This is a genomic window from Levilactobacillus paucivorans, from assembly GCF_001437125.1.
Lineage (GTDB): Bacteria > Bacillota > Bacilli > Lactobacillales > Lactobacillaceae > Levilactobacillus > Levilactobacillus paucivorans.
Genome location: NZ_JQCA01000026.1, coordinates 1 through 560 on the forward strand (window position 1 = coordinate 1; position 560 = coordinate 560).

Annotated in this window: 1 protein-coding gene; it reads right to left on the reverse strand. The window is 32.7% G+C overall.

The genetic code is table 11. The annotated features are described in order from the left end of the window. Window positions 1-70: 70 nt before the first annotated feature. A partial coding sequence (locus IV54_RS12050; RefSeq protein ID WP_237756650.1) for a hypothetical protein occupies window positions 71-560 on the reverse strand: 490 nt, incomplete at its 5' end.

Genomic DNA, 560 nt, shown 5'->3' on the forward strand with positions numbered 1-560 from the left:
GTAATTCCTAGTATAGCACAGAATCAAAAAAGACCAATAGGGTATACCCTAATGGCCGTTTGATATGAACTTATTTTGTTTTATATTTATCTTGAACAGCAAGAATTTTTGTTAAATATTCCATATCTAAATCTTTTCCCAAGGAGTCTTGATAATCTGTTTCAACGACAAATTCCTTCACTGTGCCACTCATGGTCTGATATATGAAATAAATATAAACGGGCTTTTTATTAACGAAGCGCTTTAATGCTTTATAATTAGACGTAAGACGATTCTTAACTGCGTCTAAAAAGCGTCCTTTAGGAATAACAATAGTTCTCATTTCGTGACTTTTGATGGGAATAAAACCAGTCGCCGAAATTTCATCGCCATTTTGAATATTCACCATTTGAAGGTAAGGATATAAGTCCTTATCTTCATATTGCTTTTTATAGTTCTTAGACTTTATCTTATCTATAAACAATAAAAATAAGCGATATGTCCAAGACCTTGTCGTATGCGTAGTGGATGTAAGCTGATTCCTGAGACAACTTTTAAGAGAGCGTATAATGAATAAATCG